Below are 25660 nucleotides of genomic sequence, written 5' to 3'. Positions count from 1 at the left end.
GCAATGAAAGAGGACAAACTTATCGCGCTCTGCCAGCGCCACAATGCGGTTGTGCTCAATAACGAAATCGATGTGCTCACTATTGCCGTCGTGGATAGCCCCAGCACAGAGTTGATGGAATCCCTGCAATTCGCGGTGCAAAAACGCATCGATATCCGCTGCTGGACACCAGAACAGATGGATAAACACCAGCAGGTAACCGCGCAGCCACCAGTACCGGTAATACAAGAATCAAAAGAAGAGAGCGGCTCTGCGGTAGAAATTTTAAACCACACGCTGCAACAGGCACTGATGTTGCGCGCCTCCGACATTCATTTCGAACCCGGCGAAACCCAGTATGTTATTCGCCTGCGTGTCGACGGGGTACTGCATGCTTTGTCGCCGCTCCCCGGCGCACTTGCCAGCACCCTGACGGCAAGGCTAAAAGTACTCGGTAATCTTGATATCGCCGAACGACGCCTTCCGCAGGATGGACAGTTCAATGTCGAGTTGTCGGGGCAGTCCGTTTCGTTTCGTATCGCAACCCTGCCCTGTCGCCACGGCGAAAAAGTCGTCTTACGGCTTTTGCACCAGGTCAACCAGGCTCTGGAAATCGCCGCCCTCGGTATGACGGAAGCACAAATGGCACTCTTTAATAACGCGCTGGCGCAACCACAGGGGCTGTTGCTGGTCACCGGACCTACCGGAAGTGGCAAAACAGTGACGCTATACAGCGCACTTCAGACGCGTAACAAGCAGGAAGTTAACATTTGTAGCGTTGAAGATCCGGTCGAGATCCCACTGAATGGTTTGAATCAGACGCAAATAAACCCGCGTGCCGGGTTGACCTTTCAAAGCGTGCTGCGCGCCTTACTGCGCCAGGATCCCGATATCATCATGGTCGGCGAAATCCGCGATGGCGAAACGGCGGAAATTGCCATTAAAGCCGCACAAACCGGCCACCTGGTGCTGTCGACATTGCATACCAACTCCACCAGCGAAACGCTGGTGCGCATCCAGCAAATGGGAGTTGCACGCTGGATGATCTCCTCCGCGCTCTCGTTGGTTGTCGCGCAGCGGCTGGTGAGAAAGCTGTGCCCGCATTGCCGAAAACTGGGAGTGGAAAACAACCATTTGCCCGGCAATCTGTGGCCGCGTCCGCTGCCTCGCTGGCGCGCCGAAGGTTGTGAACGGTGCTACCACGGTTTCTATGGACGCGTCGCGTTATTCGAAGTGCTCGCCATTACACCGGACGTTCGCCAGGCCATCGCCAGCGATCTCAGCGCAGATGAGATTGAACAGCGAGCACGCGCAGGTGGGATGACTACGCTTTTTCAGCATGGCTGCCTCGCCGTTGAACAAGGGCTGACCACGTTCGAGGAACTGGTGCGTATATTGGGTTTCCCGGATGGCAAGTAAACAACTCTGGCAATGGTCCGGGCTTGAGAAAAGCGGTGAACTGCAAAGCGGCCTGTTCTGGAGCGAAAACCGTACCAGCACACTGTTGCTGTTGTACCAACAGCAAATTCATCCGCTTACTATAAAACGCTGCGTTATACGGCGTGCATTCTGGAAGCCGGAACATAGCAGCCAGTTACTTCATCAACTGGCAACCTTACTGCGGGCAGGACTAACGTTGCCGGAAGGGTTACAACTTCTGGCAGAACAGCACCCTGCAAAGCAATGGCGCGCATTGTTACACCACCTGGCACAAGCGCTTGAACAAGGTGAAACCTTCTCCGCTGCGCTGCGCCAATGGCCGGAGGTATTTCCACCGCTCTGGCTGGCGATGATTCGCACCGGGGAATTAACCGGCAAACTGGATGAGTGCTGCTTTAAACTCGCCAGCCAGCAAAAAGCGCAGCGAGAGCTAACGCTTAAGGTGAAAAAAGCGCTGCGCTATCCGTTAATCATCCTTTCGCTGACTGCCGCCGTGGTACTGGCAATGATCTATCTGGTACTGCCGGAATTTACGGCCATTTACCGGACATTCAATACTCCGCTGCCGATGCTGACGCGAGGCGTCATTGCAGGTGCTGCGATCATGCAGCAAGCGGCCCTGCCCTTGATGATTTGCGCGTTATTAACAAGCGGAGTTTTACGGATGCTGCGCAACCATACAGGCTGGCAACGCCATCGACAGCGGTTACTTCTGGCATGCCCAATCATTGGCCCGCTGATTCGTGGTCAGCGCCTGAGCCAGATATTTACCGTCCTGGCGCTAACGCAGCGTGCGGGGATCGCATTTTTACAAGGACTGGAGAGCGTACGGGAAACCGTCTCCTGCCCTTACTGGCAGGCGGTGCTGCAACGCGCGCATCAGGAAATTACTCAAGGGGCGGCGATTTCGGCGGCGTTACAAGAGAGCGGTGAATTCCCGCCGTTGTGTATTCAACTCGTTCGCACAGGCGAAGTTTCTGGTGCGCTGGATAGTATGCTGGAGAATCTGGCGCAACATCATAGCGAGCAAACCCAGCGTCAGGCTGATGGTCTGGCCGCAGTGCTGGAACCACTATTACTGGTGGTTACGGGGCTGATTATCGGGGTATTAGTTGTGGCAATGTATTTGCCCATCTTTCATCTGGGAGATGCGATGAGTGGTGGCGGATAATGCAGGCGCAACGTTGTGCGCCTGCAAAACTATCAGAGGCTATTGAAAACCCGGTTTTCCTGCTCCTGAACGCGGATAAAGGTGGTGCGTTTGGTCAGCTCTTTCAGGCGGGAAGCTCCAACGTAAGTACAGGCAGAACGCAAACCGCCGAGGATATCGCGAGCGGTATTTTCCACCGGGCCACGCAGCGTCAGCTTCACGGTTTTGCCTTCCGCCGCACGGTAACCGGCAACACCACCAACGTGGCGATTCATGGCGGATTCGGAGCTCATGCCATAGAAAAGCATGAATTTCTCACCGTTTTCTTCAACGACAGTGCCACCGCTCTCTTCATGGCCCGCCAGCATACCGCCGAGCATGACGAAATCCGCGCCGCCGCCGAAAGCTTTCGCCACATCGCCAGGCACGGTACAGCCGCCATCACTGACAATCTGGCCGCCGAGGCCGTGAGCCGCGTCGGCACACTCGATCACTGCAGACAACTGAGGGTAACCAACGCCAGTTTTCACACGTGTGGTACATACGGAACCCGGGCCGATACCCACTTTCACGATGTCGGCGCCGGAAAGAATGAGTTCCTCACACATTTCACCCGTTACGACATTACCTGCACAGATGGTTTTATTCGGCCAGGCTTCACGCGCTTTCGCAACGAATTGCACAAAATGTTCTGAGTAACCGTTCGCCACATCGATGCATACAAAATTCAGATCTGCATGTAACGCGAGGATCTGTTTGGTTTTTTCAAAATCAGCATCGGATGTACCAGTAGAAACCATCACATGACGCAGCACATCTGCAGACTCACGTTGAACAAAGGCTTTCCAGTCTTCAACAGAGTAGTGTTTGTGTACAGCGGTAAGAATATCGAAGGTCGCCAACGCTTTCGCCATCGCGAACGTGCCAACGGTATCCATATTGGCAGCGATAACGGGTACGCCGGACCAGTTCATCCCGGAATGTTTAAATGTGAATTTGCGCTCCAGTTCGACATCGGAACGGCTTTTAAGGGTAGAACGTTTAGGGCGGATAAGAACGTCTTTAAAACCTAACTTCAGATCTTCTTCAATACGCATGTGTGCAGATTCCTGGGGTTAATGGCGACATGACAAACTCACAACTCCAGTGACGCTATCATACGCGCTAATAAGGGCCGCGCAAGACTGCGAAATTCTCTTTTTTTACGCTACAATCCTATAAATTTACCTGGTGAACAGGCAAATTTGGGTTAATTGATTTCATTGTCGCTTGCTTTAATCACAACTAACTGAATAATTTAATAATTATATTAGCACTTTTGCGTTTTTCCCTTACCAGTGACGGCAAAATACCGTTACGAAAGCAGGGAAAAAAGCGCATAGTGATCAATGGCAGGCTATTTTAGGACTCAGCGTTATGGGGTATACGGTCGCGTTAACTGGCGGCATCGGCAGCGGTAAAAGCACCGTGGCAAATGCCTTTGCTGCATTGGGTGTTAATGTTATCGACGCGGATATTATTGCACGACAGGTTGTGGAGCCCGGAACCGAAGCATTACGCGCCATTGTCGGGCATTTCGGCGCTGAAATGCTTCACAAGGACGGCTCACTGAATCGTCGTTTGTTGCGCGAACATATTTTTGCTTCTCCAGCCGATAAAGCCTGGTTAAATGATTTGCTCCACCCGCTTATTCAAAAACTGACCCAACGCCAGATTGCGCAAGCGACGTCACCTTATGTACTGTGGGTTGTTCCGTTGCTGGTGGAAAACCAGCTTTATGATAAAGCCGATCGCGTTTTAGTCATCGACGTCCCGGTTGAGACACAGATTTCACGCACCATGCAGCGTGATGGCGTCAGCCGCGAACATGCAGAAAAAATTCTTGCGGCCCAGGCCTCGCGTGAAGCGCGACTTGCCATCGCGGATGATGTTATTGACAATAATGGCGCACCAGATGCGATAGCATCGGATGTTGCCCGCCTGCATGCAGCCTATCTACACTATGCTTCGCAGGCCGTATCACAGGAAAAACCGTAATGCACACCCACATCCTTTTTGAACATCCGCTTAACGAAAAGATGCGTACCTGGCTGCGCGTTGAGTTTTTACTGCAACAACTTTCGGTTCATTTACCGGTGAGCGATCACGCTGGCGCATTGCATTTTTTCCGCAACGTAGGTGAATTGCTGGATGTGTTTGAGCGGGGCGATACCCGCACAGAATTACTGAAAGAACTGGAGCGCCAGCAGCGTAAACTGCGCGCCTGGAGCGAAGTGCCCGGTGTTGATCTTAATCGTATTGAGGCTATCCGCCAGCAGTTGAAAGAGAGCGGCGCTGTGCTGATGACCGCGCCGCGCATCGGTCAGTTATTACGTGAAGATCGTCTGATTGGGCTGGTGCGCCAGCGCCTGAGCATCCCCGGCGGATGTTGTAGTTTCGATTTACCCACCTTGCATATGTGGCTGCATTTACCGCAAGAACAGCGAGATGCGCAAATCGAAATATGGCTTGCGAGTCTTGAGCCACTGCGCGCAACGTTGACTCTGATCCTCGACCTTATTCGCAATGCTGCACCATTTCGTCGCCAGACCAGCCTGAATGGTTTTTACCAGGATAATGGCGAAGATGCCGATCTGTTGCGCCTGCAATTGCCTTTGAAAGAACGTTTATATCCACAAATTTCCGGCCATAAGAGCCGCTTTGCTATTCGTTTTATGCCCCTCGACAGCGAAAACAGCCTGGTACCGGAGCGGCTGGATTTTGAACTGGCCTGCTGTTAAGGAGTTCCGTAATGACTGAAGCTACGATGGTTAACTGCCCAACCTGCGGCAAATCTGTGGTCTGGGGTGAAGAAAGCCCGTTTCGCCCCTTCTGCTCCAAACGCTGCCAGCTTATTGACTTAGGCGAATGGGCAGCAGAAGAGAAGCGTATTCCAAGTTCAGGCGATCTCTCCGACAGCGATGACTGGAGTGAAGAGCAGCCGTAATCGCCAACGAACTTGCTGGCGCGTTGCTTAGCGCTGCGCCAGCCTGGTTATAACGGGTTCATTCGCCGGCGGGAAATCTTCCGCATTCAGCTTATCCTGCGCTATCCATTCGCCTGGCTGCCCCTCTTTCCCCCAGGGCTGCCCTTCCCAGCGCTCGACCAGCCAGAACCACAACGTGATATGGCGATCCGGGAACTGATATTCCAGTTTATCAAACAGTACCGTTTCAACAGGCGTTATACCCACTTCTTCCTGTAATTCGCGGATCATGGCTTGCTCCGGTGTTTCACCGGCTTCAATCTTGCCGCCCGGGAATTCCAGTTTATTTGCCATATGCGCATCGGCGGCTCGGCGGGTAATAAAAATTTCTCCTTGTGGATTACGGATGATCCCTACGGCGATGTTGAGTATTTTCATTCTGCAGATCCCATAAAAAAGGCGCAGATATCTGCGCCTTAGTAATTATTATCGACGGGTTATGCCAGACGCCCGTGGCACTGTTTGTATTTTTTACCAGAACCACATGGGCATGGATCGTTGCGCCCAACTTTGCGTTCGCCAGTTTGCGCGGCAAGTTCTGCCGCAGCGGCGGATTCGTCATCCTGGTGGCTAAGTTGCTGCATCTGCGCCAGGCGTTCAGCTTCCTGACGGCGCTGCTGCTCCATCTCTTCCACTTCTTCCGGCATACGCACCTGAACCTTACTCAGCGTGCTGATGACTTCGTATTTCAGCGACTCCAGCATTGCAGCAAACATGGCGAAAGATTCACGCTTATATTCCTGCTTCGGATCTTTTTGCGCATAACCTCGCAGGTGGATACCCTGACGCAGATAATCCATCGCTGCCAGGTGCTCTTTCCACAGGGAATCAAGCGTTTGCAACATTACGCCTTTTTCGAAGTGACGCATCATCTCTGCGCCAACAACTTCCTCTTTGCGCTGATAGGTTTCTACCGCGCTTTGCAGAATACGTTCACGCAGAGTTTCTTCATGCAGATCCGGCTCTTTATCCAGCCATTCTGCGATCGGCAGGTCGAGGTCGAAGTCGTTTTTCAGGCGTTCCTGCAGGCCCGGAATATCCCACATCTCTTCCAGCGACTGCGGCGGAATATGGCCGTCAATAGTCGCTTTAAAGACATCTTCACGGATGCTGGTAATCGTTTCGCTGACATCAGACACATCCAGCAATTCGTTACGCTGGGTGTAAATCGCGCGACGCTGATCGTTGGCCACATCGTCGTATTCCAGCAGTTGCTTACGAATATCAAAGTTGCGGCTTTCCACTTTGCGCTGGGCGTTGGCAATGGCTTTGGTGACCCATGGGTGTTCAATCGCTTCGCCCGGCTTCATCCCCAGCTTACGCATCATGCCGGAAACGCGGTCGGAGGCGAAAATACGCATCAGCGCATCTTCCATAGAGAGGTAGAAACGGGAGGAACCCGCATCGCCCTGACGACCAGAACGACCACGCAACTGGTTATCGATACGGCGTGATTCATGACGCTCAGTACCGATAATATGCAGGCCGCCTGCCGCCAGTACTGCGTCGTGACGCACCTGCCAGTCGGCTTTCACTTTGGCGATTTGCTCAGGCGTTGGATCTTCGATCTCAGCCAGTTCAGCCTGCCAGCTACCGCCCAGCACGATATCCGTACCACGACCCGCCATGTTGGTCGCAATGGTCACCGCACCGGTGTATCCCGCTTGCGCCACGATATCTGCTTCTTTGGCGTGGAATTTGGCGTTCAGAACGTTGTGCTTAATGCCCGCTTTTGTCAGCTCATTGGACACAACTTCTGATTTTTCGATGGAGATAGTCCCCACCAGAACTGGCTGACCTTTAGCCGTACGCTCTTTGATGTCTTCGATAATCGCCTGAATTTTCTCCGCTTCGGTCATATAGACCAGATCCGCCATATCCTTACGGATCATCGGGCGGTTAGTCGGAACGACAACGGTATCCAGTTTATAAATTGAACTGAATTCAAACGCTTCAGTATCCGCAGTACCGGTCATCCCGGCGAGTTTTTCATACAGACGGAAATAGTTCTGGAAGGTGATGGAGGCCAGAGTCTGGTTTTCATTCTGGATTTCCACGCCTTCCTTGGCTTCAACGGCCTGGTGCAGACCATCGGACCAGCGACGTCCCTGCATGGTACGCCCGGTATGTTCGTCAACGATGATGACTTCGCCATCTTTCACGATGTAGTCCACATCGCGGGTAAACAGCACGTGGGCACGCAGAGCGGCAGTGACGTGGTGCATCAGCATGATATTCGCTGGAGAGTAGAGCGACTCACCCTCTTCCATGATGCCTTCTTTCACCAGCAGCTCTTCAATCAGCACCAGACCACGTTCGGTTAGGGTAACCTGACGCGCTTTCTCGTCTACCGAGAAGTGGCCTTCGCCCTGGAAAGTGTCAGAATCTTCTTTCTCCTGACGAATCAGGTGCGGAATGATTTTGTTCACTTTTTTATACAGATCGGAGCTGTCTTCCGCCGGACCAGAGATGATCAGCGGAGTACGCGCTTCATCGATCAAGATGGAGTCGACCTCATCCACCAGCGCGTAGTGCAGTTTACGTTGCACGCGTTCTTCAGGGCTGAACGCCATGTTATCGCGCAGGTAATCGAAACCGTATTCGTTGTTTGTACCGTAAGTAATGTCAGCGGCATAGGCTTCGCGCTTAGCGACAGACGGCATGCCCGGTAGGTTGATGCCAACGCTCAGGCCGAGGAATTCAAATAGCGGACGGTTGTTTTCGGCGTCACGTTGCGCCAGATAGTCGTTCACCGTTACGACGTGCACGCCTTTACCGCTCAGGGCGTTCAGGTAGGCCGGTAATGTTGCGGTTAACGTTTTACCTTCACCGGTACGCATCTCTGCGATACAGCGATCGTTAAGAACCATACCGCCCAGCAGTTGCACGTCGAAATGGCGCATACCGAACACGCGTTTACTCGCTTCTCGCACGACGGCGAATGCTTCTGGCAGCAGGCTATCTACGCTTTCGCCTTTTTCCAGACGCGCGCGAAACTCAGCAGTTTTACCTTTCAGCTCGTCATCGCTGAGCTGCTCCATAGCCGGTTCCATGGCGTTAATCTGGGCAACAGTTTTACGCATGCGACGCAGCGTACGATCGTTACGACTACCGAATACTTTAGTTAACAAATTGGTAAGCATAATAAAAATCTCAAGCGCCCCGTTTTACGGAGCTAAAAAAATGGATAAAAAGACTCTTTTTTTTAGCTGAGACGCTGAGGCCCGGCGCGGATACCTTGTACCTGGCTTATCCAGGTGGAAACGCGAAACGCGGTAGGCTGAGCAAAGGAGGTTGGGACAGCAAGACGAACAATTGCTGGCGGCTTGCTTTCCAGCGTCAGCAGCGCGCTGAGCGTGTCCAGCAAAGCAAGATGATGTGCCTGAATCGGCAACGGCTCTTCCGTTGCCACCGGCAGCGCTTGCGGTGCCATAGCGAACGAAAGGTGGCGAATAACGGTGCGAATGGCATGCTGGTGCCAATAGTCGACAGTGAAGTTCGGGCGGCGTTTCGCTTCCAGCAAGGCAAAACTGCTGAAATTGACCGCACTGGCGTTATCGTGATTGCGGGTCGTTTCGCGTGCAGGCTGAGCTGTTTCTGTGTTACTGGCAAGCGCAGGTAAACCAAAACTCGCCGCGACCATCCCTAATAAGAGATGCGGCCAGAAATAGCGTCTGCCAAATTGTCGCCAGCGCGTCAGTATTCCGCTCACTTGCTCCACCCTAAAATAACGCCTGTCTCAAAATGCGTCAGTATATGTCGTTTTGCGCCCCAAATCTTACCACTAAAGCCACCACGCCACAGCAGTATTCGGGCGTTGCAAGGTAGAAAACTGGACAGGAAAGCAGCAGTCGCACTAGAAAAAGCGGGAAGATAGGATTTGAATTGGATCCGCGCACCGGCGTTTTTAATGAAATGCACAAATAAAAACGACTGGTTTCCCTGACCGGAGAGAGTGCCAGGTTAACCAGTCGATTTTGAAGTTATGGCGTTACGCCAGAACTATTGACGGGGCTTTGAATGCCAGTGGCAGTTCTGCTTCGTCTTCGAACGTCACATATTCCCAGGCTTCCTGTTTCGCCAGAACAGCCTGCAACAGTTTATTATTCAATGCATGACCGGATTTATAAGCGGTAAATGCACCAATAATGTTGTGACCACACATGAACAGATCGCCAATTGCATCCAGCATTTTGTGACGAACAAATTCATCTTCGAAACGCAGGCCGTCTTCGTTCAGTACGCGATAATCATCAACAACGATGGCACAATCGAAGCTACCGCCCAGGCACAGTCCGCGAGACTGGAGGTATTCGATATCACGCATGAAACCGAAGGTACGCGCACGACTAATCTGGCGCATAAACGCGTCAGCAGAGAAGTTCATCGCGTAACGTTGCGTACTGGCATCAATTGCCGGGTGGTTAAAGTCGATGGTGAAGTCGAGTGTAAAACCGTTATGCGGTTTGAACTCAGCCCACTTGTCACCGTCCTCAACACGCACCGTTTCTTTGATGCGAACAAATTTTTTGGCGCTGTTCAGCTCTTCGAGCCCTGCATCCAGCAGCAGGTAAACGAATGGTGCAGCACTGCCATCCATAATCGGAATTTCCGGTGCGTCAACTTCGACAATGATGTTGTCGATGCCTAAGCCAGCCAGAGCAGCATTTAAGTGCTCAACGGTTGAAATCCGCACGTCATGCTCGTTGACCAGACAAGTACAGAGCATTGTATCACGCACAGATTTAGCATCAGCCGGGAAGTCTACCGGTGGATTTAAGTCAGTGCGACGATAGATGACCCCGGTATTTGCCGGCGCAGGGCGCAACGTCAGTGTGACTTTCTTGCCGGTATGTAAACCGACACCAGTCGCCTGAACGATACGTTTAAGTGTCCTTTGTTTGATCATCGTATAATCTCGCCTAATTACCAATCCATCCAAATTGTATAACACAATCGGACGGCCAGTTTAGCACAAAGAGCGACGAAGCCCAACTTCCAGCAAATTCTTAATCTGCTTGCTTACGCAAAAACGCTGGAATATCCAGATAATCAGGCTCTTTAGTGGTCTGCGGCGTATTGTCGTTAACCACTTTCGCTGGTTTCTGCTCCTGCTGCATCGGCTGCATGCCGTGCTGCTGATAGCGATCCATTACTGGCTGCTGCGCTTGTTTATTGGTGACCAGGGTAATTTCCGGACGCTTGTCCATACCGATACCAGTCGCTACAACAGTAACACGCAGTTCGTCGTTCATATCCGGATCAAGGGAAGTACCGATAACCACGGTTGCGTTATCCGATGCAAACGCACGGATAGTGTTACCAACGGTCTCGAACTCATCCAGACGCAGGTCGAAGCCCGCCGTGATGTTAACCAGCACACCACGCGCACCAGACAGATCGATATCTTCCAGCAACGGGCTAGAAATAGCCATTTCGGCCGCTTCTTCCGCGCGATCTTCGCCGCTGGCAACGCCAGAGCCCATCATCGCGTAGCCCATTTCGGACATCACGGTGCGCACGTCAGCAAAGTCGACGTTCATCAGACCCGGACGGGTAATCAGTTCGGCAATACCCTGCACTGCGCCTTTCAGCACATCATTCGCCGCGCCAAATGCATCCAGCAGCGAAATACCACGACCCAGCACTTTCAGCAGCTTGTCATTAGGGATGGTGATCAGCGAGTCCACATGCTTGGACAGCTCAGTGATCCCCTGCTCCGCAAATGCCATACGCTTCTTGCCTTCAAAATTGAAAGGCTTAGTCACGACAGCAACGGTCAGGATACCCAGATCTTTTGCAACTTCAGCCACTACAGGTGCCGCACCGGTACCGGTACCGCCGCCCATACCCGCTGCGATAAAGACCATGTCAGCGCCTTCCAGCGCAGCGCGCAGCGCTTCACGATCCTCTTCCGCCGCGTTACGGCCAACTTCAGGGTTTGCTCCAGCGCCCAGACCTTTGGTGATGCCACCACCGATCTGAATGGTTTGCCCCACCGCTGTTTTACGCAACGCCTGAGCGTCGGTATTCACCGCGAAGAACTCAACCCCTTCAATGCGCTCGCGCACCATATGCTCTACGGCGTTACCGCCGCCGCCACCGACGCCGATGACTTTAATCACCGCGTCGTTGGTTAATTCCATCGGTTCAAACATAATCTCTCTCCGTTGTGCCTGTCGCCTGAAACCGTTAATTCTCTACGGTCTCTGAAAAAAATTAAAACTCTTTTCGCAGCCAGCTGTTGATTCGTTTGAACCACGAACCGACTGACACGCGTTTTTCAACTTCTGCTTCACCACTTAAATGGGTCTCTTTCCCGTAGTGCAGCAGCCCCACCGCCGTTGAATAGTACGGCTCCTGGGCGTAATCCGTTAAACCAGTAATATTGAGCGGCGCACCAATACGCACCTGCGTATGGAACACGCGCTGCGCGCAGGCCGCCAGACCTTCCATTTGCGCCGCGCCGCCGGTCAACACAATCCCCGCCGCCAGATGATGTTTCACACCTTGTTGGCGAAGCTGTTCCTGTAACTGCAAAATTTCGTCGTTCACCAGGTTGAGCAGCTCGGTGTAGCGCGGCTCTATTACGTCTGCCAGCGTCTGACGCTGCAGGCTACGTGGCGGACGGCCGCCGACACTCGGCACCTCAACGCTCTCGTCTTTGCCAACCAGCGAACCCAGCGCACAACCGTGGCGAACTTTAATCGCCTCAGCATCGCTCGGCGGTGTACCAAAGGCATACGCAATGTCGCTGGTTACCACGTTCCCGGCATAAGGGATAACTTTGGTATGACGCAGCGCGCCGCCGGTATAAACCGCCATATCCATTGTACCACCGCCGATATCGACAACGCAGACACCCAGCTCACGTTCATCTTCAGTCAGCACGGAGTAGCTGGAAGCCAGTCCGGCAAAAATAAGTTGGTCAACTTTCAAACCACATCGTTCAACGGCTTTAACGATGTTTTTCGCCATATCGTTATGGCAAGTAATCAAATGCACTTTCGCCTGCATGCGTACGCCAGACAGACCTACCGGATTTTTGATCCCTTCCTGGTAGTCGATAGCGTACTCCTGCGGAATCACATGTAAAACACGGTGTTCGTCACGCACACGTACCGATTTAGCCGTATGCACCACGTTTTCCACATCTTCCTGCGTAACTTCTTCTTCCGAAATCGGCACCATACCAATCTCGTTCTGACAGCTAATATGTTTCCCCGAGAGCGCAAGGTAGACCGATGAAATCTGGCAATCGGCCATCAATTCAGCCTGATCGATGGCGCGCTGAACGCATTTCACCACCGATTCCAGATCGTTCACTCCGCCTTTATCCATCCCACGAGACGGACAACTGCCTACGCCAATGATATTCACAATACCGTCGGGCAGAACTTCCCCTACTAAAGCGGCGACCTTCGCGGTGCCAATCTCCAGTCCTACTACCAGTTTTCTGTCCGTCGCCTTGATCATTGTTGCTCTGCCTGTGCCTGATTCTGTTGTGCCTGATTTTGCTGCTGATTCGGTTCCTGAACAGGGGCCGCTTTCCAGCCTACGGCCGCACCTGAGTCATAGCGTAAATCCACGTAGCTAATCTCTTTGCCATCCGTTTGCGCCTGCTGCTGGAGAACCGGGTAGAGTTCCACAAAGCGCGCCAGACGTTTCATCGTATCGCCACGGCCCAGATTAAGCTTGATGTCATTGCTGAGCGTTACTTGCCACGAACGCCGCGCGGTCATCGCCGCCTCTTTTAACGTGAACTTATCCTTTGCCAGCACTTGCCCCATGTCGCGGTAGCCCTGTAACACCTCGCTTTCGCTCCCTTCAGGGCCGTACAACATCGGCAAAATCTGTTTACTGGTTCGTTCGGCCGGCACGCTAAATGCGTTGCCGTCCACATCGACCATATGTTGATCATTCCACCGCGCAATGGGCACATATTCAACCAGATGAATCTTCAATTCGTCTGGCCACTGTTTTCTGACGCTCGCCTGCTTGATCCAGGGCAGACGTTCTATCTGGCTTTGAATGATGTTAACGTCCTGCGTCATAAACGTGCCGGGCGCGCCCAACGCCAAAATAGACTGGCGAATATCATCATTGCGGGTGTAATGACGATCGCCTGTCAACACCAGCTTTGATAACGGCAAACGCTGCGCGTCGTCCATCCAGCCCAGTACCACCCAGCCACTCACCAACACAGTGCACAGCACCGTCAGCAGGAATACGATACCTGCAAGACGCGTTCCATTGTTGCGGCGGGAGATTTTGACAGCCTCCGCTTCGCGGTTTCGCGTGTTCAGCGCAGCCTGTGACATATCACTCCGCCAATTCCAGAATACGAACAACTAACTGGGAAAAGCCCAACCCTGCCTGACGTGCCGCCATCGGCACCAGGCTGTGGCTGGTCATTCCTGGCGAGGTATTCGCTTCCAGCAAATAAAATTGTCCATCGCTGTCCAGCATGACATCAATACGACCCCAACCACGGCAGCCTAAAACTTGCCACGCTTCACGCACCAGGACATGTAATGCGGCTTCATCGTCCGCTTCCAGACCTGATGGGCAAAAATACTTCGTCTCATCAGAGAGATATTTCGCCTCATAATCATAGAAGATTCCCGCCGGTTGAATACGAATCGACGGTAAAATTTCATTTCCAAGCAGGGCGACGGTAAATTCAGGTCCACTGAGCCATTTTTCAATCAGAACTTCATCATCATGTTGAAATGCAAGCGCTAATGCAGCATGCAGTCCTTCACTTTTATCGACCTTTGACATCCCGACGCTTGAGCCTTCGCGGCTGGGCTTGACAATAACAGGTAACCCCAGCACCTCAATGCGTTGAATATCAATAGTTTTCAGGCCTGATTCAAATTCGCTGCGCGTCAGTGCTACCCACGGCGCAACGGGCAACCCCGCCCCCTGCCACAGCAGCTTGCTGCGCCCTTTATCCATCGAAATCGCCGAGGCCATCACACCGCTTCCGGTATAAGGAATATCGGTTAATTCCAGCAGACCCTGCAGGGTGCCATCTTCACCACCGCGGCCATGCAAGGCGATAAACGCTTTACTGAAACCCATCTCTTTCAGGCGGGTGACATCCACATCGCGCGGATCCACACCATGCGCATCAACGCCGCCTTCACGCAAACCTGCCAGCACCGCTGCACCGGAATTAAGCGAAACGTCACGCTCGGCGGAAGTGCCGCCCAGCAGAACCGCTACTTTCTCAGCCACGGCGCTCCTCCTCCACGGTCTGCGGTTTCAGTTTGCTCTCGGCCAGGCTGCGCGCAATCTTACCGACGTTACCGGCCCCCTGGATCAGGATCAGATCGTTGCCGGTCAGCACCGGTGCCAGCATCGCGGCGACCTGCGCCGGATCGGACACCAGAATCGGATCGATCTTGCCGCGCCCGCGAATAGTGCGGCACAGAGAACGGCTATCTGCGCCAGGGATCGCTGCTTCGCCCGCCGGATAAACCTCCAGCATCAGCAGTGAATCCACCTGGGTCAGCACATTGGCGAAATCGTCATACAGATCACGAGTACGCGTGTAACGGTGCGGCTGAAACAACATCACCAGGTTTTTATCCGGCCAGCCCGCACGCGCCGCTTTGATAGTGGCATCCACTTCTGTCGGATGGTGACCATAATCGTCAACCAGCATCGCGGTACCGGTTTTACCGTTTACCTCTTGCAGCGGGTATTCACCAAGGAAATCAAAACGGCGGCCTGTGCCCTGGAAGCTTTCCAGCGCGCGCAGGATCGCGTCATCTTCGATCCCTTCTTCCGTCGCTACCGCAACAGCCGCCGCCGCGTTTAACGCGTTATGGCGACCTGGCGCATTCAGCGTCACGCGCAGTTCCGGTTTATCCTGGCGCACCAGTGTAAAGTGCCCCTGCGGCCCAACCTGACGGTAGTTTTCCACGCGAACATCTGCATCATCACTGAAACCGTAGGTCGTGATCTGGCGACCTACGCGCGGCAACAACTCCCGAATAACCGGATCGTCGACGCACATCACTGCACGGCCATAGAACGGCAGGTTGTGCAGAAAGTTGATAAAAGTCGTTTTTAAATTTTCGAAGTCACCCTGGTAAGTATCCATATGGTCAGCTTCGATATTGGTGACAATCGCCACCATCGGCTGCAGATGCAGGAACGAGGCATCGCTCTCATCCGCTTCCGCAATCAGGTAACGGCTGTGCCCCAGGCGCGCATGCACGCCAGCGGCTTTAACCAGGCCACCATTAACAAAAGTCGGGTCCAGCCCGGCTTCTGCATAAATACTTGCCACCATCGCGGTGGTGGTCGTTTTGCCGTGCGTACCGGCAATGGCAATGCCGTGGCGAAAACGCATTAATTCCGCCAGCATCTCTGCGCGGCGGATCACCGGAATGCGCGCTTCATGCGCCGCTACGATTTCCGGGTTATCGGCAGAGATCGCACTGGAAACCACCACAACGCTCGCATCGCTCACGTTTTCCGGGCGGTGGTTGAAATAAATCGTGGCGCCAAGCGACGTCAATTGCTGCGTAACCGGATTAGGCGCCAAATCGGAGCCGCTAATCTGGTAGCCTTCGTTGGCCAGCACTTCGGCAATACCGCCCATGCCAGCACCGCCAATGCCGACAAAGTGAATGTGCCGGACGCGACGCATCTCGGGCACGATTGAACGCAGTTTCGCCAGTTCTTGTGTATTCATTCTCTAAACGCCATCGACTACTTAAATTTGCGCGACGCAAAAGGCGTCGCCAGTATTTATGCCTGAGCTGCCAGGCTCACTTCGTTTGCCACCCGTTCGGTAGCATCGGGGATGGCTGCCGCGCGCGCGCGTTCGGCCATCTCCAGTAATGCTTCGCGGTTCCAGCCCGCGAGCGTTGCAGCCACCGCATCAACGGTAAATTGCGGCTGCTCCAGAATCTTTGCCGCGCCCGCTTTTTCCAGCGGCAAGGCATTCCAGTACTGCTGCCGGTCTTTGTGCTGGAACGGTACAAACAGCGCCGGTAAACCTGCGGCAGCGATCTCGCTGACCGTTAATGCACCAGAGCGGCAAACCACCACATCCGCCCACGCATAGGCTTGTGCCATATCGTCAATAAACTCAGTAACTTTATGCTGAGGTTCGCCAGCGCTTGCATAGGCTCGCTCAACCTCCTGCTGCGCACCCTTCCCGCTCTGATGCCAGATAGTGACCGCCGCCCCTAACTTTGCCGCGACCTGCGGCATCGTCTGGTTAAGCACGCGTGCGCCTTGCGAACCACCAACAACCAGCACCCGCACCGGGCCTTCACGGCCGGGCAAGCGCTGCTGCGGCAATGGCAATGCCAGCACATCGACACGCACCGGGTTTCCAACGACTTCCGCAGTCGGGAACGCGCCCGGAAACGCCTGCATCACTTTGGTGGCGATTTTCGCCAGCCATTTGTTGGTCAAACCGGCAATGCCGTTTTGCTCATGCAATACCACCGGAATGCCGAGCGACCAGGCCGCGAGCCCGCCGGGACCGGAAACATAGCCGCCCATTCCAAGCACCACATCAGGCTTAAAGCGCTGCATAATGGCGCGCGCCTGACGCCAGGCATTGAAGATACGCACCGGTGCCAGCAACTGCGCCTTAATACCTTTGCCGCGCAGACCAGAGATGCGGATGAAATCGATCTCAATGCCGTGTTTCGGCACCAGATCAGCCTCCATGCGATCGGCGGTTCCGAGCCAGCGTACTTGCCAGCCCTGATCCATCAAATGGTGCGCGACCGCAAGACCGGGGAATACATGCCCGCCGGTACCGCCCGCCATCACCATTAACCGCTTTGGTTGACCACTCATCACACACCTCGTGTAAACGCCTGGGCTTTCTCCAGACGCGTTTCATAATCTATGCGTAGCAGCAGCGTAATCGCCACTGACATAATTAATAAACTGGAACCACCGTAACTGATAAGCGGCAGCGTCAACCCTTTGGTCGGCAGCATACCTGCTGCTGCACCAACGTTAACCAGCGCCTGGAAGCTAAACCAGATACCTATTGAGCAGGCCAGAAAACCAGAAAAGCGATGATCGATTTCCAGCGCTTTACGCCCGATAGACATGGCGCGGAAAGCGACGAAGAATACCATTAAAAGTGCCACTACCACACCGATATAACCGAGTTCTTCCCCGATTATGGAGAAGATAAAGTCGGTGTGTGCTTCCGGCAGATATTCCAGTTTCTGAACCGAATTACCTAAGCCCTGGCCCCCCAATTCACCGCGGCCAAACGCCATTAACGACTGGGTAAGCTGATAACCGCTACCAAAAGGATCTTCCCACGGGTTCCAGAAGGACGTTACGCGGCGAATACGATAAGGTTCGGCGAGGATCAGCAGTACTACCGCTGAAATCCCCATTCCGATAATGGCGATGAACTGCCACAGTTTCGCCCCCGCCAGGAACAGCATCGCCAGCGTGGTAATAAACAGTACAACCACCGTCCCCAGGTCCGGCTGCGCCAGCAGCAACACCGCCAGCACCAGGATCACGCCCATCGGTTTTAAGAAGCCGCGCAGGTTGTTTCGCACTTCGTCGACTTTGCGCACCAGGTAGTTCGCCAGATAGCAGAACAGTGACAGCTTGGTGAACTCCGCTGGCTGGAAACGCATCAGCCCGAGATCAATCCAGCGCGATGCCCCGTTGATCGAACTCCCCACAACCAGCACCACCAGCAGCATGATGATCGCGGCGATCAACATTGCTGAGCTGTATTTTTGCCAGAAATCCATTGGCAGCCGCAATGTCACCATCGACATGCAAAACGCCAGGAACAGGTACAGCGCGTGACGCTTGGCGAAGAAGAACGGATCGTCCGTCAGGCGCTGCCCAACAGGCATCGACGCCGACGTCACCATGATGAAGCCGATTGCCGCAAGGCCCAGCGTCAGCCACAGCAGCGTACGGTCATACATGACTAGGCTGTCGGTGTCCTTCTGTCGCGAGCCCATGACCCAGCCTTTTAACGCCGCGAACAGCCAGGCCAGGATGCTAAATCCAGGCAGGCGCGGCATTCTTGGGCGGGGGAGCGTTAAACGCATCAGCCTAACTCCTGCGCCAGACGGGTAAAGACATCACCCCGTTGTTCGAAATTCTTAAACTGATCGAGGCTGGCACAAGCGGGTGACAGCAGCACCATATCGCCCGGCTGTACGCGAGTTGCGATTAGCCGCATGGCCTGATCCATTGTCTCGGTTTGTTCCGCGATTTCCGGGCGCAGCGCCGCCAGCTCCGCGCCGTCACGGCCGAAGCAGTAAAGACGAATACGATCGCCGCTCAGATAACGCTTCAACGGAGAGAAATCTGCCGATTTCCCGTCACCGCCGAGCAGCAAATGCAGCGTACCGTCGACATGCAGGCCATTCAGCGCCGCTTCGGTGCTACCGACGTTCGTTGCTTTCGAGTCGTTGATCCAGCGCACGCCGTTATGCACCAGCGCCAGCTGGAAGCGGTGCGCCAGCCCGGTAAATGTCGTCAGCGCTTTCAGACTGCTGGCGCGCGGTAAACCGACTGCATCAGCCAATGCCAGCGCTGCCAGCGCGTTGGTGTAGTTGTGCTGGCCGCTCAGCTTCATCTCAGCCACATTCAGCACTTTCTCACCTTTCACGCGCAGCCAGGTTTCACCCTGTTGGCGATTTAAGTGGTAATCGCCGACATCAACGCCAAAACTGACACAACGTTCATCAGCGCCGCGTACCGGCATCGTCAACGCGTCATCAGCATTCACCACGCACACCTTCGCGTTTTCATAGACGCGCAGCTTGGCGGCACGATATTGCTGCAACCCAAACGGATAGCGATCCATATGATCTTCCGTGACGTTCAGGATGGTGGCCGCCGCCGCGTGCAGGCTTGACGTCGTTTCCAACTGGAAGCTGGAAAGCTCAAGCACATAGAGTTCGCGCTCATCGTCGAGGAGCATCAGCGCCGGCAGACCGATATTGCCACCAACCCCGACGTTCACCCCGGCAGCTTCAGCCATCTCTCCGACCAGCTTTGTCACGGTACTTTTACCGTTGGAACCGGTAATCGCGATAACGGGTGCCTGCGCTTCACGGCAGAACAACTCGATATCACCAACAATCTCGACACCCGCATCTGCCGCCGCGCTCAGGGAAGGATGCGCCAACGCGATGCCCGGGCTTGCAACAACCAGATCGGCGGCCAGCAACCAGTCATCGTTAAGACTACCAAGATGGCGCTCCACTGCCTCCGGCAGCTTGTCCAGCCCCGGCGGAGAAACGCGCGTATCCATCACTCGCGGCGTGACACCGCGTGCGAGGAAAAAGTCCACGCAGGAAAGGCCTGTGAGACCCAAACCGATGATGACGACTTTTTTACCCTGGTAATCAGCCATGATTAACGTACCTTCAGCGTTGCCAGGCCAATCAGCACCAGCATCAGCGAAATAATCCAGAAGCGCACGATTACGCGCGGTTCCGGCCAGCCTTTCAATTCATAGTGGTGATGAATCGGCGCCATACGGAAAATACGTTGGCCACGCAGTTTGAATGAACCGACCTGCAAAATGACCGACAGTGTTTCCACCACAAACACCCCGCCCATGATCACCAGCAGGAACTCCTGGCGCAGCAGCACGGCGATAATGCCCAGCGCGCCGCCCAGCGCCAGTGAACCGACATCGCCCATAAAGACCTGCGCCGGATAGGTGTTAAACCACAAGAAGCCCAACCCTGCGCCGACAATCGCCGTACAGACAATCACCAGTTCCCCTGCGTGACGCAGATAGGGAATGTGTAAGTAGTTAGCAAAATTCATGTTGCCGGTCGCCCACGCCACCAGCGCAAAACCACCGGCAACGAAGACCGTCGGCATAATCGCCAGGCCATCCAGGCCATCCGTCAGGTTGACCGCGTTACCGGTGCCAACAATCACGAAATAAGCCAGCAGAATGTAAAACATGCCCAGTTGCGGCATGACATCTTTAAAGAACGGCACCACCAGCTCGGTCGCGGGTGTATCTTTGCCCGCCAGATAGAGCGCAAACGCTACACCCAGCGCGATGACTGACATCCAGAAATACTTCCAGCGTGCAATCAGGCCTTTGGTATCTTTGCGCACCACTTTGCGGTAGTCATCGACAAAGCCAATTGCGCCGTAACCCACCAGCACTACCAGGACACACCAGACGTAGGGGTTGGAGGGATACGCCCACAGCACAACAGAAACCACAATCGCGGTCAGGATCATGATCCCGCCCATCGTCGGCGTGCCGCGTTTACTGAAGTGCGATTCCGGACCATCGGTACGCACCACCTGGCCAAAAGAGAGTTTTTGCAAGCGGGCTATCATGCGCGGTCCCATCCACAAAGAGATGAAGAGCGCGGTCAGCAGGCTGACAATGGCGCGAAACGTCAAATAGGAAAAGACGTTAAAGCCGGAATAATATTTGACCAAATGTTCGGCCAGCCACACTAACATGTCCCGTTCTCCTGTAATTCGCGTACCACCTCTTCCATGGCGGAGCTACGTGAACCTTTCACCAAAATAGTAATAATTTTCTGCTCAGCGATAAGCGCTTTTAAGCGCGCTGTCACTGCCGCTTTATCGTTAAAATGCTCGCCTACGCCGCTGGCTTTGCTCAACGCTTTGCTCAACGTGCCGACGCTCAGAACTTTATCGATGCCAACGGCTTTCGCCGCTTCACCGACCTGGATATGACACGCTTCGCTCTCATCACCCAGCTCAGCCATATCGCCAACCACCATCACCCTGTAACCCGGCATCTCGGACAACACGTTGGCGGCTGCGGTCATGGAACCGACGTTGGCGTTATAGGTGTCATCCAGCAGCAGTTGGTTTTCACCCAACTGCACCGGGAATAAGCGCCCCGGCACGGCTTTCAGGTTTGCCAGCCCACGTTTTACCGCGTCCAGGCTTGCGCCAACCGCCATCGCCAGCGCCGTTGCTGCCAGCGAATTGGCGATATTGTGGCGACCCGGCAGAGGCAGCGTGACATCCACATTGCCGGTTGGGGTTTGCAGGGTGAACTCGGTGCCATGTGAAGTCACATGCACGTTCGTCGCGGTAAAATCGCTGTTTGCTGCATTGGGAGAGAAGCGCCAGACTTTGCGATCGCCAATAATGCTCTGCCAGTTCAGCCAGTCATTATTGTCGGCATTCATAATGGCGATACCGTTAGCGGGCAGACCGGTGTAAATTTCACCTTTCGCTTTCGCCACACCGGCAAGCGAGCCAAAGCCTTCCAGATGCGCTGCCGCCAGGTTATTAACCAGCGCGGCTTCCGGGCAAGTCAGCCCAACAGTCCATGCGATTTCACCCTGGTGGTTCGCCCCCAGTTCAATCACCGCAAACTGGTGCTCTTTAGTCAGGCGCAACAAGGTCATTGGCACGCCGATATCATTGTTGAGGTTGCCTGCGGTGTAGAGCGTATTGCCGCATTCGCTGAGAATGGCGGCGGTCATCTCTTTCACTGACGTCTTGCCGGAAGAACCGGTCAGCGCCACCACGCGCGTTGGCACTTGCTGGCGAACCCAGGCCGCCAGCTCACCAAAGGCCTGGCGGGTGTCCTGCACCACTAACTGCGGCAGGTCGATATCCAGTTTGCGGCTCACCAGCAGCGCGCCCGCGCCACCCTCTTTCGCTTTATCTGCGAAGTCGTGAGCATCAAAACGCTCGCCTTTCAGAGCGACAAACAGGCAGCCCGGCGTCAGTTTACGTGTGTCGCTGGTTACCGCCTCAATCAGCACATCCTGGCCGTGCAGTTCCGCGTGCAGCGTGCGGGTAAGTTGACTCAGCGTTACGCTAATCATGCCACTACCCCCAGCAAACGCGCCGCGGTGACGCGATCGGAGTAATCCAGACGGCGCGTACCCACAATCTGATAATCTTCATGGCCTTTACCGGCCAGCAGCACGACATCATTCTCTTTGGCTTGCATGATGGCATTGGTCACCGCTTCTGCGCGGCCTTCCACCACGCGCGCCTGGCCCGCATCCAGCATGCCCGCAAGGATGTCGTTAATAATGGCGCGCGGCTCTTCGGTGCGCGGATTGTCATCCGTCACCACCGGCACGTCAGAATACTGCTCAGCAATCGCGCCCATTAATGGTCGTTTGCCTTTATCGCGATCGCCGCCGCAGCCAAACACGCACCACAGTTTGCCCGTACAGTGCAGACGCGCCGCCTGCAACGCTTTTTCCAGCGCATCCGGCGTGTGGGCATAATCGACAACCACAGTCGGTTTACCCGGCGCGCTGAACACTTCCATACGACCGCAAACCGGTTGCAGACGGGATGCGGTTTTCAGCAGTTCACTCAGCGGGTAACCCAGCGCCAGCAGCGTAGCCAGCGCCAGCAGCAAGTTACTGACGTTAAACGCGCCCATCAGGCGGCTTTCAATTTCACCTTCGCCCCATGAGGAGTCGAAATGGATCGTCGCCCCGCTGTCGTGATAATCAACGTTTACCGCTTTTAACCAGCGTCCATGACAGTCCGGATTGATATTTTCTTCCATCGATACCGCAACGGCGTCCGGTAATTTGGCCAGCCAGCGACGGCCAACTTCGTCGTCGGCATTTATGATCGCCTGACCATAATGGTGAGAAGAGAACAGTAGCCACTTCGCCGCTTCGTAGTTCGCCATATCACCGTGATAATCCAGATGATCGCGGCTTAAATTGGTGAACACGCTGGCGGCAAATTTCAGTGCAGCCACGCGATGCTGAACCAGGCCGTGGGAAGAGACTTCCATCGCGGCAAAGGTCGCTTTTTGCGCCACCAGCCCGGCAATGACATGCTGAACGTCGACAGCAGAACCGGTGGTATTCTCCGTCGGCACGACGTTACCGAGCAGACCGTTACCCACCGTGCCCATCACCGCGCTGGTTTCGCCAAGCAGTTGGCTCCACTGTGCCAGTAACTGCGTAGTGGTGGTTTTACCGTTAGTACCGGTTACGCCGATAAGGCGCAGTTGCTCGGAAGGCTCGCCGTAAAAACGACCTGCCAGCGCGGAAAGGCGCTCATTTAACTGGCTGAGGTAAATGACCGGTACACCGTGTATTTCACGAATTTCACCGTCATTTGCTTCATCTTTCGCTTCAGCAATAATGGCAGCAACACCTTGCGCAATCGCCTGCGGGATATATCGACGCCCGTCCGCCTGATGACCGACCACTGCCACAAAAAGATCGCCCGAGGCAGCCACACGGCTGTCGAGTGTCATCTCTCGTAGCGCTCGCGCAGGTAGCATTGGCACCCACGGAGCGAGAAGGTCGCGCAAATTACGATCTGCCACCTGATCCCTCGCCTTGATTAATTACAAATTCACTTTTTTCACCCGTGGTCAGCGCATCCGGCTCAATGTTCATGGTGCGCAGAACGCCGCCCATGATGGCACCAAAGACCGGCGCGGACACGGCGCCACCGTAGTATTTACCCGCTTGCGGATCGTTGATGACCACCACCAGCGCAAAGCGCGGGCGGCTGGCAGGCGCGACGCCAGCGGTGTATGCAATGTATTTATTGATATAGCGGCCATCGGGGCCGACTTTTTTCGCCGTACCGGTTTTAATCGCGATGCGATAACCTTTGATGGCGGCTTTCACCCCGCCGCCGCCTGGCAGCGCCACGCTCTCCATCATGTGCACCACGGTACGGACAATGGATTCGTTGAAGATGCGCTCGCCCGGAACTGGCGGATCAACTTTGGTGATCGACAGCGGTCGGTAGATACCGTAGCTGCCAATGGTTGCGTAGACTCGCGCTAACTGTAACGGCGTTACCATTAGCCCGTAGCCGAAAGAGAAGGTGGCCCTCTCTATGTCAGACCACCGTTGTTTTTGAGGAAATAAGCCACTGCGTTCCCCGACCATCCCCAAATTGGTCGTTTTTCCCAGACCAAAACGTGAGTAAGTATCTACTAACGCTGAGGAGGGCATCGCTAACGCCAGCTTAGAAACGCCGACGTTACTCGACTTCTGTAAGACCCCGGTGAGGGTTAATTCGCTGTATCGCGCCACGTCTTTGATTTCATGGCCGTTAATACGATAAGGCACTGTATTCAGCACCGTATTTGGCGTCACCACACCGCGCTGTAATGCGGTCATGACCACCATCGGTTTCACGGTGGAACCCGGTTCAAATACGTCGGTAATGGCGCGGTTACGCATCGCGTCTTTCGACGTGCCGGAGAAGTTGTTTGGATTGTATGAAGGGCTGTTGGCCATGGCCAGCACTTCGCCGGTGTTCACATCCACCAGCACGGCGCTGCCCGACTCCGCTTTGTTAAACGCCACAGCGTTATTCAGCTCGCGATAGACCAGCGCCTGCAAACGCTCATCAATACTTAATGCAAGATTGTGCGCCGCCTGGCTGTCGGTAGATGAAATATCTTCAATCACGCGCCCGTAGCGGTCTTTACGCACAATGCGTTCGCCCGGTTGCCCGGTGAGCCATTTATCAAAACTCTTTTCAACGCCTTCAATGCCCTGGCTGTCAACGTTGGTAAAACCGATGAGGTGAGCGGTTACTTCCCCGGATGGATAGTAACGGCGAGACTCTTCACGCAGATGAATACCGGGTAATTTCAGTTTCTTGATGTAATCGCCGAGATCCGGATTGACCTGACGCGCCAGATAAATAAAACGCATCTTCGGGTTGGCATTGATGCGTGAAGCAAGCTGGTCGAGTGGCATATTCAGTGCGTCAGAGAGCGCTTTCCAGCGATTATCCAGCGTCACACCGCCCGCATCGTGCAGCTCTTTCGGATCCGCCCAGATGGCTTTCACCGGCACACTCACCGCCAGAGGGCGGCCAGAACGGTCAGTTATCATCCCGCGCGACGTCGCCACTTCTTGTACGCGCAGGGAACGCATATCCCCTTCGCGCACCAGCATGTCCGGATTGACGACTTGCAGATAGGCAACGCGCCCGAGCAGGAACATCAATGCCAGCAGAATACAACCGCAAAGCAACGCAAAACGCCAACTGACAAAGTTGGCCTGTTCTTCCTGGCGTTTCGGTTTAAGCGTTTTCGCCGCTGCTTTCAT

General features: G+C 54.5%; 22 protein-coding genes. 5 read left to right on the top strand and 17 right to left on the bottom strand.

The genetic code is table 11. The features are described 5' to 3' along the window. Positions 1–3 precede the first annotated feature (3 nt). Both gspE and hofC read left to right on the top strand, forming a co-directional pair. Entirely contained in the window at positions 4–1398 is a 1395-nt protein-coding gene (gene gspE / locus ACFX4U_RS15215; RefSeq protein ID WP_313510070.1) for a type II secretion system protein GspE, read from the top strand. Further along, complete coding sequence (gene hofC, locus ACFX4U_RS15210; protein ID WP_313510067.1) at positions 1388–2590, top strand: protein transport protein HofC; 1203 nt, start codon at positions 1388–1390, stop codon at positions 2588–2590. The genes gspE and hofC overlap by 11 nt, the downstream gene beginning before the upstream one ends. Before the next feature lie 32 nt (positions 2591–2622). Here hofC and ACFX4U_RS15205 read toward each other — a convergent pair whose 3' ends face one another. After that, complete coding sequence (locus ACFX4U_RS15205; RefSeq protein ID WP_313510065.1) at positions 2623–3666, bottom strand: GMP reductase; 1044 nt, start codon at positions 3664–3666, stop codon at positions 2623–2625. 319 nt (positions 3667–3985) lie between these two features. Here ACFX4U_RS15205 and coaE point away from each other — a divergent pair, with 319 nt between their 5' ends. The 3 genes from coaE to yacG are packed head-to-tail and all read left to right on the top strand — an operon-like array spanning position 3986 to position 5555. Continuing rightward, positions 3986–4606 carry a dephospho-CoA kinase gene (gene coaE, locus ACFX4U_RS15200; protein ID WP_313510062.1) on the top strand — a complete coding sequence of 207 codons (621 nt, stop codon included), beginning with the start codon at positions 3986–3988 and terminating at the stop codon, positions 4604–4606. Continuing rightward, positions 4606–5349 carry a cell division protein ZapD gene (gene zapD / locus ACFX4U_RS15195; protein WP_380218373.1) on the top strand — a complete coding sequence of 248 codons (744 nt, stop codon included), beginning with the start codon at positions 4606–4608 and terminating at the stop codon, positions 5347–5349. The genes coaE and zapD overlap by 1 nt, the downstream gene beginning before the upstream one ends. 11 nt (positions 5350–5360) lie before the next feature. After that, on the top strand, positions 5361–5555 hold the full coding sequence (yacG, locus tag ACFX4U_RS15190; RefSeq protein ID WP_017457937.1) for a DNA gyrase inhibitor YacG: 195 nt from the start codon (positions 5361–5363) through the stop codon (positions 5553–5555). Positions 5556–5582: 27 nt separating this feature from the next. On the opposite strand, the gene mutT is transcribed toward yacG, so the two are convergent. From mutT to ACFX4U_RS15110, 16 genes are all read right to left on the bottom strand, one after another. Then, positions 5583–5972, bottom strand: a complete 390-nt coding sequence (gene mutT / locus ACFX4U_RS15185; RefSeq protein WP_313510060.1) for an 8-oxo-dGTP diphosphatase MutT — start codon at positions 5970–5972, stop codon at positions 5583–5585. Between the two features lie 59 nt (positions 5973–6031). Next, the gene (gene secA / locus ACFX4U_RS15180) at positions 6032–8737 is read right to left on the bottom strand and encodes a preprotein translocase subunit SecA (protein WP_313510057.1); all 2706 of its coding nucleotides are present in this window, start codon (positions 8735–8737) and stop codon (positions 6032–6034) included. A 62-nt stretch (positions 8738–8799) separates the two neighbouring features. Beyond that, a complete protein-coding gene (secM, locus tag ACFX4U_RS15175) occupies positions 8800–9306 on the bottom strand; it encodes a secA translation cis-regulator SecM (protein WP_305737106.1) in 507 nt (168 codons plus the stop codon). Between the two features lie 279 nt (positions 9307–9585). After that, positions 9586–10503 carry a UDP-3-O-acyl-N-acetylglucosamine deacetylase gene (gene lpxC / locus ACFX4U_RS15170; protein ID WP_313510053.1) on the bottom strand — a complete coding sequence of 306 codons (918 nt, stop codon included), beginning with the start codon at positions 10501–10503 and terminating at the stop codon, positions 9586–9588. 100 nt (positions 10504–10603) lie between these two features. Continuing rightward, positions 10604–11752, bottom strand: a complete 1149-nt coding sequence (ftsZ, locus tag ACFX4U_RS15165; protein ID WP_007373153.1) for a cell division protein FtsZ — start codon at positions 11750–11752, stop codon at positions 10604–10606. Between the two features lie 61 nt (positions 11753–11813). Further along, entirely contained in the window at positions 11814–13070 is a 1257-nt protein-coding gene (ftsA, locus tag ACFX4U_RS15160) for a cell division protein FtsA (protein ID WP_017457932.1), read from the bottom strand. After that, entirely contained in the window at positions 13067–13915 is an 849-nt protein-coding gene (gene ftsQ / locus ACFX4U_RS15155; protein ID WP_065369301.1) for a cell division protein FtsQ, read from the bottom strand. Before ftsQ ends, ftsA begins: the two co-directional genes overlap by 4 nt. Position 13916: 1 nt before the next feature. Then, on the bottom strand, positions 13917–14837 hold the full coding sequence (locus tag ACFX4U_RS15150; RefSeq protein ID WP_305737108.1) for a D-alanine--D-alanine ligase: 921 nt from the start codon (positions 14835–14837) through the stop codon (positions 13917–13919). Beyond that, the gene (murC, locus tag ACFX4U_RS15145; protein ID WP_249880751.1) at positions 14830–16305 is read right to left on the bottom strand and encodes a UDP-N-acetylmuramate--L-alanine ligase; all 1476 of its coding nucleotides are present in this window, start codon (positions 16303–16305) and stop codon (positions 14830–14832) included. Before murC ends, ACFX4U_RS15150 begins: the two co-directional genes overlap by 8 nt. 56 nt (positions 16306–16361) lie before the next feature. Further along, positions 16362–17429, bottom strand: coding sequence for an undecaprenyldiphospho-muramoylpentapeptide beta-N-acetylglucosaminyltransferase (murG, locus tag ACFX4U_RS15140; RefSeq protein WP_017457928.1), 1068 nt, complete (start codon positions 17427–17429; stop codon positions 16362–16364). Beyond that, positions 17429–18670, bottom strand: coding sequence for a cell division protein FtsW (gene ftsW / locus ACFX4U_RS15135; protein ID WP_313510045.1), 1242 nt, complete (start codon positions 18668–18670; stop codon positions 17429–17431). The genes murG and ftsW overlap by 1 nt, the downstream gene beginning before the upstream one ends. Further along, entirely contained in the window at positions 18670–19986 is a 1317-nt protein-coding gene (gene murD / locus ACFX4U_RS15130) for a UDP-N-acetylmuramoyl-L-alanine--D-glutamate ligase (protein WP_313510088.1), read from the bottom strand. Before murD ends, ftsW begins: the two co-directional genes overlap by 1 nt. Positions 19987–19988: 2 nt before the next feature. Then, on the bottom strand, positions 19989–21071 hold the full coding sequence (mraY, locus tag ACFX4U_RS15125; RefSeq protein ID WP_017457925.1) for a phospho-N-acetylmuramoyl-pentapeptide-transferase: 1083 nt from the start codon (positions 21069–21071) through the stop codon (positions 19989–19991). After that, positions 21065–22423 carry a UDP-N-acetylmuramoyl-tripeptide--D-alanyl-D-alanine ligase gene (gene murF / locus ACFX4U_RS15120; protein WP_313509791.1) on the bottom strand — a complete coding sequence of 453 codons (1359 nt, stop codon included), beginning with the start codon at positions 22421–22423 and terminating at the stop codon, positions 21065–21067. Before murF ends, mraY begins: the two co-directional genes overlap by 7 nt. Continuing rightward, on the bottom strand, positions 22420–23907 hold the full coding sequence (gene murE / locus ACFX4U_RS15115; protein ID WP_313509788.1) for a UDP-N-acetylmuramoyl-L-alanyl-D-glutamate--2,6-diaminopimelate ligase: 1488 nt from the start codon (positions 23905–23907) through the stop codon (positions 22420–22422). The genes murF and murE overlap by 4 nt, the downstream gene beginning before the upstream one ends. After that, positions 23894–25660 carry a peptidoglycan glycosyltransferase FtsI gene (locus tag ACFX4U_RS15110; protein ID WP_200552665.1) on the bottom strand — a complete coding sequence of 589 codons (1767 nt, stop codon included), beginning with the start codon at positions 25658–25660 and terminating at the stop codon, positions 23894–23896. Before ACFX4U_RS15110 ends, murE begins: the two co-directional genes overlap by 14 nt.

The sequence above is a fragment of the Kosakonia sp. YIM B13588 genome (genome assembly GCF_042788165.1).
Classification (GTDB): domain Bacteria; phylum Pseudomonadota; class Gammaproteobacteria; order Enterobacterales; family Enterobacteriaceae; genus Kosakonia; species Kosakonia sacchari.
This window is presented reverse-complemented; position numbering and strand designations above follow the sequence as displayed.